This window comes from Butyrivibrio sp. TB (assembly GCF_900110805.1).
In the GTDB taxonomy this organism is placed as follows: Bacteria; Bacillota; Clostridia; order Lachnospirales; family Lachnospiraceae; genus Butyrivibrio; species Butyrivibrio fibrisolvens_C.
The window spans coordinates 1-11,071 of the sequence record NZ_FOER01000046.1; the positions used below are offsets into that span (position 1 = coordinate 1).

The 11,071-nt window shown below is 40.8% G+C and carries 7 protein-coding genes and 1 pseudogene; 3 read left to right on the forward strand and 5 right to left on the reverse strand.

Going from position 1 to position 11,071, the window contains the following annotated elements; translation table 11 throughout:
* Positions 1-851: 851 nt before the first annotated feature.
* The 4 genes from BMX21_RS18755 to BMX21_RS18770 all read right to left on the reverse strand — a co-directional run bounded on the left by BMX21_RS18755 (position 852) and on the right by BMX21_RS18770 (position 7,611).
* Complete coding sequence (locus tag BMX21_RS18755) at positions 852-1,346, reverse strand: flavodoxin family protein (protein ID WP_092046980.1); 495 nt, start codon at positions 1,344-1,346, stop codon at positions 852-854.
* Between the two features lie 625 nt (positions 1,347-1,971).
* On the reverse strand, positions 1,972-4,215 hold the full coding sequence (locus BMX21_RS18760) for a helicase-related protein (protein ID WP_092046983.1): 2,244 nt from the start codon (positions 4,213-4,215) through the stop codon (positions 1,972-1,974).
* A gap of 66 nt (positions 4,216-4,281) precedes the next feature.
* The gene (locus tag BMX21_RS18765; protein ID WP_177174118.1) at positions 4,282-5,316 is read right to left on the reverse strand and encodes a CPBP family intramembrane glutamic endopeptidase; all 1,035 of its coding nucleotides are present in this window, start codon (positions 5,314-5,316) and stop codon (positions 4,282-4,284) included.
* Positions 5,317-5,361: 45 nt separating this feature from the next.
* Positions 5,362-7,611 carry a TaqI-like C-terminal specificity domain-containing protein gene (locus BMX21_RS18770; protein WP_092046989.1) on the reverse strand — a complete coding sequence of 750 codons (2,250 nt, stop codon included), beginning with the start codon at positions 7,609-7,611 and terminating at the stop codon, positions 5,362-5,364.
* A 295-nt stretch (positions 7,612-7,906) separates the two neighbouring features.
* Between BMX21_RS18770 and BMX21_RS18775 the strand changes: the two genes are divergently transcribed.
* Positions 7,907-8,386, forward strand: a complete 480-nt coding sequence (locus BMX21_RS18775; RefSeq protein WP_022754667.1) for an S-ribosylhomocysteine lyase — start codon at positions 7,907-7,909, stop codon at positions 8,384-8,386.
* 146 nt (positions 8,387-8,532) lie between these two features.
* Positions 8,533-9,234, forward strand: coding sequence for a 5'-methylthioadenosine/adenosylhomocysteine nucleosidase (locus BMX21_RS18780; protein WP_022754666.1), 702 nt, complete (start codon positions 8,533-8,535; stop codon positions 9,232-9,234).
* Positions 9,235-9,306: 72 nt separating this feature from the next.
* On the opposite strand, the gene fliB is transcribed toward BMX21_RS18780, so the two are convergent.
* On the reverse strand, positions 9,307-10,482 hold the full coding sequence (gene fliB, locus BMX21_RS18785) for a flagellin lysine-N-methylase (protein WP_092046992.1): 1,176 nt from the start codon (positions 10,480-10,482) through the stop codon (positions 9,307-9,309).
* 317 nt (positions 10,483-10,799) lie between these two features.
* Here fliB and BMX21_RS18790 point away from each other — a divergent pair.
* Positions 10,800-11,071, forward strand: a pseudogene (locus BMX21_RS18790) (RNA-guided endonuclease TnpB family protein); the annotation flags it as partial.

Below are 11,071 nucleotides of genomic sequence, written 5' to 3' on the forward strand. Positions count from 1 at the left end.
ATATAACCAGCCATCCTGCGTAGCAGGGCTTGCCCTTGATGGGTTCTGACAGAAACGCTACGATGTTGTCCCCGACGGTGGGAAGTATTAGCTGTTCTTATCATCTTCACCGTCGGCAAAGCCAAGCAGCGTTTCTGTCGGGTTCGGTCAAGGGTGGCGTACGGTAGCAATTACATTAGTTTAGTACGATGGAAAGTGGACTATTATTGACACTCAAACTTCATGATGATAGCCTAAAATGAGCGGATGAAATTTCGCTTATTCTTATGATGCCAACAAGGCAAAGGCATATCAAGGTTCCTTTAACCCATTAAATCCTACAGTAAATTTACACTGTCATTTTGAAATATTTACTAGACAAACTGTTTCAAATAATGTAATATAGTTTTCGAAGGAAATAAGCGAAAACACAAAATATTGTAAAATACTACATTTTGTAAAATCTAATTTTTGATTTTATAATTCTTGATTTTTTAAAAAAGTTGTAATAGTATACTATTAGTATACAAGAACCCATTAAGGGTATATATTCGGATTTTACCCGATCCGGATTTTACCATATATCATCCCTATGTAACTTATGACAAGACATCAAGTTAAGACAGCTTGGGAGAAGACGTGACTTCTTATGCATCGCATACTTTGGTCTTCTTACGACATCTATAGGACTTACATTTTGTAGTGTCATAGTTACAACACCAATCACTTAACCCCTAACGAAGAACGGCATCGATGTTACCCCATCGATGCCGTTCGCTATATGTCTTAATATTAGTGTACTGTCTCATTCATATTTGATCAGATCACTTGTCTATGAATTTATCTACTGCGTCATATAATCTTGCCAATGATCAGTTGCTGATCCTGTGACAGAAGTTCTGAATCTGTGAATCGGTATCAGCTGTATTCTTTAAAGGATTCTGAAGTGATAGAGTCTCAACAACATTGTTACCAATAAGAGCATCCTCAAGCTTTAGAAGCATCTTCTCAGCATTGCCGCTGGCAGATGAAGCGATGAGATATATACGCTTGCCCTGGATCTTGTTGTCACGAAGGAAAGCTCCAATAGAAGGCGCATAAGTACCAGCCCATACAGGCGAAGCTATTATGAGCTGATCGTAGTCACTTACATTATATTTGAGACTTTCAAGATTTGGAAGTTTATTAAAAAGAGCAGAATGCCCCCCTGCAAGGAACTTGCCAAGTCCCTTCCTTGGCGGCTCGGTATCAGGAATAAGGCGTTCTATATCAGCGCCAAGATACTCCTTAACCTTAGTAGCGACATATTCGACATTCCCCTCAAACGAATAATAGACCATCAAAGTCCTAACAGAATTTTCTCCCATAAAAACCTCATCTTAGATAACGTTATGTATAAGCGCATCCTATACATATTCCCCAGTGTTTCGCAACATGCAGTATAAACAATAAAATCAAGATAATAAAAGAAATAATAACGCGTAAAAATATAATAAACGATATCGAAAATATATACAACGCCAGTTTATGTAACAATATTTAATCATTTATAAATATTTTTCTGGTAAACAAGAACTTGATTTAAAAAGGTGATATATCAAATATTTATATAAATTGGACTATTTTTGCTTAAGCGAATCCCTTCAATCACAACACAAGGCATATACCGTGAAGCTTGCAAAGGGAGGATGGTGGAGGTGGTCTGCTGCAAGCTTTTGGGCGCGCGGGGGTAGATTATAGATCTTTTTCGCGCCTTTTGAAAGTGTTGTCTAATTCAAGAGCGTGCTAGACAAGGGTTTATATTCTTCTCGTGGTCTGCATGTCTGAGCGCAGCGAGTTTCAGACCACAGAATATAAACCATTGTATAGCATGCCTTGAATTACAACACTTTCAATGGCGCGAAAAAGATCTATAATCTACCCCCGCGCGCCCAAAAGCCCAGCAGCAGACCACCTCCACCATCCTCCCGTTTTTTGGGGGTCATATGCCCCTCAATATCCCCCGTAGAAGGGTGAGCGCATATGCTTTTCGTAGCATTCGGAGCAGATGTTATAGGGGGAGTTCCACTTGATCTGCTTGCCGCAGCTTCGGCACTTCCTCTTTACAAGCTCCTGTTTGGACAGAACCTCCATGATCTTCACCGCAATATCAGACCGTGCCTCGCTCACCTCTTCATACTCTTCAGGCAGACCGAAACGCGTCAGATAGTAGCACAGAAGATCGCATACCTGGTAGTTCTCTTCAAGGAATGATAAGTCTTCTGCATTGTAGGAAGTATTCAAAACCTCCGGAATGAACCTCCTGTAATCGAAGATATCATGCTCTATCTCGCAGTCAGCCATCTCTTCCCATATCATAAAAAGGTTGATGTTGTCTTCATCAAAAGGCATAGTGATGAACTTATATATAAGCTCCTTGTCATCAGTTTTCTGCTCAAGGAAGCGGCAGAGCTTGATCTCCACAGACAAGTCTGTCTGATTGAAAGCATCGTTTTTTTGCTGTATAGCCCCCCATCTTGTGAAAATATCCGACAGACTTCCATCAAGGCCAAGGAGTGATTCAGGGAAGGGGAGAGCCACCTTCTCTATAGGCTCAGGAGCAGATTTGAAAGCGTTTCTTATGAGATTTTTACGAAACTCTGCATTGACGTAGCCTATATCATATAGCCCTCGTCTTCCGGCTCTACCGCCTATCTGTAGGATTTCCTCGGTTCTAAGCGGGCGCTTGGTCACACCATCGAACTTCTCGGATTCAAGGAATACAACTCTTCTTATAGGCAGGTTCATGCCCATTCCGATAGCATCTGTAGCTACAACCACGCTTGTCTCACCATCTGTGAACTTCCTGACTTCTTCTTTTCTTACATCATATGGAAGAGCGCCATAGATGATACTGCATGATATCCCTATACCCTGAAGTTCAGCAGCGCATGCAAGCACATTCCTTTTGGAAAAAACGATAAGAGCATCCTTGTTCTGAACATCATCCGGGAAGGAGAAGTGATCCTTTTCAACAACCAGCTGAGTAGCCCTTTCGTGGGTTATGACTTCATAAGAATCTCCGCAGTCTTCAATGAGCTTGATGGCGATATCTCTGCCTTCAGGGGCGCCGCACAGGTGTACCTCATCTGCACATACACCTAGTATTGCAGCTGTCCACATGCGACCGCGCTGCCTGTCAGCTATCATCTGTATCTCGTCTATGACAGCTACGTTGTAGTGTTTGGCGGTGTCCAGCATCTCGATGGTAGATGCCTGATGATCCCGTATATCAGGACATATATCCTCTTCACCTGTCTTCATGCGGCATGGTACCCCATCTGCTGTGAGCTTTTCGTATACTTCATGAGCCAGAAGGCGCAAAGGCCCCAGGTATATGCCGACAGCAGCTCTTTCAAGAGCCTGTATGGAATCATAGGTCTTACCGGAGTTTGTAGGACCTATATGCAGGATGAAGTGCCTTTTCATCCTCCTTGCAGCAGGATATAGATCCGGATAGTAGTCAGGTATTTCTTTTAGTATATTTGCAGTCAGAAGCTCTGCAGCAGATTCTTCTTGCCTTTTGGCTTCTTCAAAGTCGTGATATCTTGGATTGTACCACAGCATATCCCTTATATCTTTGATACTGTAAGGAGCACTTATCATGTTATAGCAAGGATCCATGACCCTGTTGTAAACACGTGCTTTAATAAGCTTTCTGATACGCAGAGATTGCTTTGGCGTAGTGCAGGAATCTATATAATCGCTGACCTCTTTGGAGGATGCGATTATCTTATCCTCCATTTTGCCGTAGAGAGCATTTCTAAGATGTCTGCTTAGAAGGATGCTCATGCTCTTCTTCTCAAGCTGATCCAGAAATACTGAGTAGTTGTCTGCTGTAATGGGAGCTTCTGACTTGAAGTATGTAACCTTCTGAGTTTTAAAGAAATTAACAAGTTCTTTTGACAGATCATCTATAAGCTCTTCATCCTGCATTATTATCTGCGAAGGATCCATTCTCTCTATATAAGCAACAGCCTTGCCAAAGCGCTCCTTCTCCAGCTTTTGCTCAGGAGTGCCGACTTTGTTCTTTTTCTTATGACGTTTTTTCTTAGAAGTAGTGTCCTTGGTATCCGGCGAAGGACCGTTTTGCGATTTTGCATCCACTGGTGCACTGCTATTAATATTATTATCAGAAGCTTCCACCAATAGTCTATTAATGGCAGAGCTGTCTGCATTACCGCGTATATTTTTCATAGGTAAACCTCTTGCTGTTTTACAAAATAATACTGATACTGCACCGACCAAGTGGGAAGTATCAGTTCATGATAAAAACGTTGTGATCGTTCCGTACAGACATAGTGCCAGGAAGAATCCAAATCCGATAGTAACAAAGGCTGTCTTGAACCTTCTTCCTTTTGGAAGCTCCATGGAAGCTTGTTCTATGCGGAATTCTTTTTTGGCAAAAGATTTGATCCATAAAATGATGCCGGCTATAAATAAGATAAGCTCAGCCAGTATATACATTCCATATATAGCGATCCCTGATATCTGCTCAGGTGATAATGTCTGTATAACAGTAGCAGCGTCACTTGACTGCAGGCTACTTAGCACCTCGTCAGAGACAAGGGATCCTATCGTAAGAGGTATCACAGATCCCCAGAAATTAAAAGCCATATGAAGTCCGATAGTATATCTGATGTTGCCGGAGCGGATGTAGATGTATGCCAGCAGAAGTCCAAGTGCAAATGCATAGAAGATCTGGAAGATATTCATATGAAAGAGGCTAAAGCATAGTGCTGAAAAGATAAGAGAGAGCATCTCCCCGTATTGCCTTGTTCTGTCTATCACGAATTTTCTGAATATCATCTCTTCAACGATTGGAGCCAGTACGACTACAGTTCCTATCTGCCAGATATTGACTTCTGTAACCAGGTCATTAAGAGGGTTGGTGGCAGATCCGTCAGAAAGGGCAGAAGCAAGCAGTATACTAAAAATATTCAGAAGTAAAGTTAGAGGTATCATCATCACAAAGTATGATATCAGCTTTGATACAGGTATCTTCTTTTTGTCAAAAGGAGCTTTGGGAGCAATCCTGAAAAAGAGCATAGTAAGCGGAAAAGCGATCACATACATAGGGATCAGAATGAGGACATAATTAGCCCAGTCAGAAGATGCGATCGACGGATCGCCTTTTGAGAGGATTATAAGTGCGATCTGCATTATTATTTGGAAAAAGGTTGAGATTATACCAAATAAAAACAGGCCAAAGGCTGATATATTGTATGCAAAGCGCCCCTTTTTGACCTTGATATCATCGGATATAACACTAGCTTCTAAATTAAAATTATTGTCCATATACACCTCAAATAATCTGGTTAACAAAACTTCCATATAAAAGAATTATGACTCATACATGATTTTACCATGAATACAGCCATACTGAGAACTGCTAAGGCCATATGCAGATGCGATCAGGCGGTCGAGTTCTTCATATTCAGACATGTTAGTAATATCAAAGTGAGCATCAGCACACGATATCGGAGGATCATGCATTTGTGAATCCATGATCCTATCCACAAGCTCTATGATCTTGGCCTGTTCATCTTTGCTTACAACAGGGATCGGTATCTGTTCAAGGTGAGATCTTAGAACTTTGACAGAATTAAAACTCTTCTTATAATAAAAGCCTGCCGGTGATGAGTTGAGAACAGCCAGTATATATTTGATATCAAGCCCCGGCAACTTTGGTATTAGTATATTGCAGCTATTAAGAGATACCATACCTTCCTTGTCATAGGCAAATATCAGATCCCTGTTGATGAAGCGGTACACAAGCTTCTCTGGCTGCCTGTAGACATCTTCATCTGCAACCTGCTGGAAGCTTTGCGGATCAAACTTTATGAATCTGTCAGGAACTGATATGTGATATCTTGAGATATCGCTTCCCTTAAGGACTACCTCGTAGCCATCCGGTATATTTGCGTATTTATGATCTATATTATTTGAATCATTTATATCGTAAGAAGATAACGGCGTTCTTCTTCCAATACTGTTCCCACGTGCACCGTCAATCCTGTCTATTATGAATCTTTCATTACCGCCCGTGACTATCCCCAGAGCGAATATCGCATTATCTTTAAGATATACACGATCCGGAGAGTGCATAGCTTCTAGAATAGAGTATTCCTCATCATTGCAGTAGAAGCTTAGACTATCAGCAGATACTTTTCTATTAGAATTTATGGCAAAAGAAGATGAGCATTCCCAGGAAGCTTTTGATCCTGAGAGATCTTCCACTATCATACCTTTTGTATTAATAGAATCGCCTGTCTTTAATAGCTGCAGTATTACACAAGGACAAGCTACATTACTAAATACATTACCAAGATATGCAAGGTAAGTAATATTACAGCAGGATATTATAAGCTTTCTAAGAGCCTTATGGATCTTTACTGTAAGAGCTGCTTCAGGGAGTACAAATGAAAGCTTGCCACCTTTTTTCAAAGTCAGAAGCGCCTTCTCTGTAAATATAGCAAATGACTCAACAGATTTGCCGCAGGCGGTTTTGTATGTTTTCTTATAAAGCTTATTTTCTGATTCGCCAAAATCATATCCCCATGGCGGATTGCCTATAATATAATCCGGGGCAAAAGACTCATCTTCGAACAGATCACAGGTCTTATCAGAAAGAAAGTTGCCACATCTTATGTTCTTCTTGATAACAGGGATGTACGCAGCGCCGTATCTAAGTGCAAGACCTATCCTTGCTATGCAGACACAGATAGGATCTATATCGCAGCCGTATATATTCTGACACTCTATATCATCAGGAAGCTGTATCAGAAAGTTCCCGCTACCACAGCAGGGATCGAGGATCGTAAGATCTTTTGACGCATCCTTAAAGGGCACGTCATTATTAGGATCATTGTCTTCATAGCAGGATTCTATATGCAAGTTGTCAATGGACTTTCTGACAATATCAGTTGGAGTATAGTAAGAGCCTGCATTCTTCCTGCTACCTATATCTCTTAAAGACATGTATAGAAGACCGAGAGTATCAACTCCCGGCTCATATTTGAAACTTAGTGATACAAGGTATGGATGGCGATCCTTAAGATTTTTTAATATTCCTTTGTAAGATGAAGGTTCAGAGGTATCATTTATTGTCTTATCTGTATCGAAAGTAGAATCAGATTTTTTATAAGGTAACGTATCAGAAATCTTATAAGAAAATGCCAGTTCATCTATAAGTTCTTCTACGTATTCATCGAAGACTTCTTCGCCAAAGGCATCATGAAAAAGCTGCACCGCATAATATGCAAGAATGCAGCATATATCAGCCCCTGATAATATGATTTCATTACTTGTCAGATAATCTGAAAGATCCCTGATTTTAGGAAGACAATCGCAGTCTTTTGGAACATAAGAATTATAGAAAAAAGATCCTGATACGAACTTCTTGTTGCGGCGACTATTTAGCGCCTGTATCCTGCCGGAGGCTATATCATTTTTGATTGATGCAACATATTCTTTTGAAAAAGATGGCTCTATAGAGTCAGAAAGATCGGCTTTGATCTTGCCAAGTCTAAGCCAGTTCTTACCCGTTGCTTCTGAAATTGAAAGCTCATTGCACAGCTCTTTTAACGTCATTTTCAAAATTATCCCCTAAAATGTGAAAGAGACAGATCGCGGGTGCTTTAGCCATAAAGCCACTGCGCTGTCTCTTCCCTGCGCCTATCCACGACAAGGCCTTTTAGTCCTGCCGCTGCGCTGCGCCAAAAGCGCTACTCCTACCGCAATTAATGTTATTGGAATTCATAGAGCGTGTCAACTGCAAAAGTGATGATGACCTTTTCTTGCCACTATAGGTATGATAAACTGTATGCTGAAAAAGAAACTAATAATGTTTGTAATGACCCTTTAAACGGAAAGATGGAGAGATATAATGGAGAAGATAGCAAGTTTTACAGTTAATCATTTAGACCTTATGCCCGGAGTTTATGTTTCAAGGAAAGATAAAGTCGGAGCAGAGACGATCACAACTTTTGACCTTAGGATGACAGCTCCTAACAGAGAGCCTGTCATGAATACAGCAGAGATACATACCATAGAACATCTTGGAGCTACATTTTTAAGAAATGATCCTGAGTACAAGGACAGAGTTATCTATTTTGGACCTATGGGATGCAGGACAGGCTTTTATCTTGTAATGGCAGGTGATCTTACAAGTAAGGATATCGTATCCCTTGTGACCAGAATGTTTGAATTTGTAAGAGATTTTGAGGGAGACATCCCTGGAGCAGCTGCAAGAGACTGCGGCAACTACCTTGATCAGAATCTTCCTATGGCCAACTTCCTTGCACGCAGATATCTTGAGAATACACTCTACGATATCAAGGATGACAGACTCGTATATCCTGAGTGAGTTAATTCCCACCACCTAAATGTAATGAGCTTTTTTGCTGAGATATTATAAAGGCTGATCAAGTACCGATACAAAGACGATATATCGGATGATGTACTGATTCACTGGAGTATTTGATTTTTTTGACATAGTAAAAGGAGACACTGATGGCTTATAAAATTGGTATTATAGGTGCAATGGATGTTGAAGTTGCAACATTAAAAAAGGACATGACTATAGCAAGGACTCTGTCTCGCGCGTCAATGGACTTTTTTGAAGGTAAGATCGGAGATACTGACGTAGTTGTAGTAAGAAGCGGTATTGCCAAGGTCAATGCCGGTATCTGTGTACAGATTCTTGTAGATGAGTTCAAGGTTACCCATATCATCAATACAGGTGTTGCAGGATCCATGGATGCAAGGATCAATATAGGAGACATAGTTCTTTCTACAGATGCCTGCTATCACGACGTAGATGCAACGATCTTTGGATACAAGAAGGGTGAAGTTCCGCAGATGGGAAGACTTGAGTTCCCTGCTGATGAGTGGTTAAGGAATAAGGCCAAAGAAGCTATCAAGGCAGCAGATCCTGACCTTGGCATCTTCGAAGGACGCGTTATAAGCGGAGATCAGTTCATAGGTGGCGGCGTTTCCAAAGAGCCTTTGAAGGAATTTGGAGCTCTGTGTACAGAGATGGAAGGAGCTGCCATCGCTCAGGCTTCTTACCTTAATAAGGTTCCTTTCGTTATCATCAGAGCTATTTCAGACAAGGCTGACGGATCTGCAGAGGTTGAGTATCCTGAGTTTGAGGCCAAGGCTGCCAAGGACTGTGCAAGACTTGTTGAGTACATGATGGCGCATCTGGACTGATATAGATACGTAGATGAATCTGATTATTAAGACTCCCCGCAATCGGATAGATTGTATGGGGAGCCTTTTAGTTTAGTTTTGCTTTAGATCCAATGTCTGCACTGGAAGATAGTCGCAGACAATTGCATACATATCTTTTTGAAGTCCAAGGTTATGGCAGGCTGCCCGTTCGTAGGCTGACAGAAGAGCTGCCATCTTCTGGGGCGTTAATTTTTTTCTCCTGTTATAATTGACCATCAGGAACAGGAACATATTCACATGCATGATAGCAGATACAGCAAAATGAACAAAACTATAGTTTTCATATATCTCGCCGTAGCACTGCTGGACATCATATTGAAGATACCGTAAGAGTGCTTCCATCCTTGTAGGATCTTCTCTTATAAAATCTGTGACCATGGATTTCCAGACCTTCTGACCCTCGATCTCTGTTTTTAGGTCAAACTTGTGATGATACCACTCTATAGTTCTGTTGATCATAGAGAATGGCCTGGAATCCTGCATATCAAACTGGGTATTGATAAGTCTGTTAAGAGCCATTATAGGAAGGGGAAAATATGACCTTCCGGCATCAGGCATATCGTCTGTCTTGCATAGTTCATAGAAATATAAAGGCCGCCCATCATCTTTGGTAAGCTTCATATCTTTATGCTCCAGAACAGTATCCTGTGCATACTGGCAATAAGCCAAAAGGCTGTGGAGAATCCTGTCCATAGTAACAGGATCATAGATAAACTGAGGCTTTACGTTGAGCATCTGTATGAGCTCTTTTTGCGAAGTAAGAACTATCTCTTCAAACTGGGGATCGTCATTGCTGCCGTGCCGTACGCGTTCTATCTCTTCATCGCATTCTATAAGAGAAGGTCTCTTGTCTCTTGACAGGAGCATATCACTAACATGAATGCATGAAAGATCCAGATTCATGGTGGCAAATGTTCCGTAATTTCTGATCTCGCGAGGGTATTTGCGGCAGATTTCGGGCATGTATTCTGCGCCAAGCTTTTTTTGGATGTTGCATAGACCACTCATTCCATGGAATATACAACTTCCGCTGTCATAGTTGAAGTAGTTCTTGTCAGGACCTGACAGACTTAATCTAAGACATTTTCCCCAGATACCGTCCTTTTCAAGAATCCTTTCCTTAGTCTTATCATCAACTATTATGCGCCAGCCATAGCAGCAGGTCTCGGGGCACTCCCCTGCAAGGCATTTGAATTCATCAAAAAGCTCATTCTTTAAGACTTTCACAATGCTGATCCCATTTTAATTAAGAGTTGTTGGATTAGATAAAAAGTGTTACGTATTTATTATATCATGTAAACAAAAAAGGACTCGAACAGGCTTGATAAATTCTGGTGATTCTTTTATAACAAATTTACCGATGTGCATTTGAGTAAAAGCTTTTTGAGTAAAAACATTTCACAAGCGTCGCAGGGCAGGAAGCCCACTACTCTTGAGTGGTGGGAGGAATGCCCGTTTTAGCAACGCATTTTCTTTCTAAATATTATTGTTCTTCGCCAAAATAAATAATATAATGTTTTTGGTGAAGAAAGTAGGTGTTTTATATGGAACAGACAATTACAGCAAAACTTCAGATTTTAGTTAATCCTTCAGATAAGCAGATTCTCTGCGATACAATGAAGGCTTATTCTGATGCCTGTAATTATGTATCTGAATACATATATAGAACTCGTAAACTTAGCCGTTACAGTGTACAGGAAAATACTTATTATCAAGTACGAGAGACTTACAATCTCCGTTCTCAGATGACAGTATCTTGTGTACGAACAGTTATTGCTAAATACAAGACCATTCTCGAAAATCAGAAAGAGTGGAT

Bases quoted from the DNA above. Each gene is read 5' to 3' on its own strand.
- BMX21_RS18760 (WP_092046983.1), bottom strand. From the start codon at position 4,215: ATGAAAAATATACGCGGTAATGCAGACAGCTCTGCCATTAATAGACTA.
- BMX21_RS18765 (WP_177174118.1), bottom strand. From the start codon at position 5,316: ATGGACAATAATTTTAATTTAGAAGCTAGTGTTATATCCGATGATATC.
- BMX21_RS18770 (WP_092046989.1), bottom strand. From the start codon at position 7,611: ATGACGTTAAAAGAGCTGTGCAATGAGCTTTCAATTTCAGAAGCAACG.
- BMX21_RS18780 (WP_022754666.1), top strand. From the start codon at position 8,533: ATGGCTTATAAAATTGGTATTATAGGTGCAATGGATGTTGAAGTTGCA.
- BMX21_RS18755 (WP_092046980.1), bottom strand. From the start codon at position 1,346: ATGGGAGAAAATTCTGTTAGGACTTTGATGGTCTATTATTCGTTTGAG.
- BMX21_RS18775 (WP_022754667.1), top strand. From the start codon at position 7,907: ATGGAGAAGATAGCAAGTTTTACAGTTAATCATTTAGACCTTATGCCC.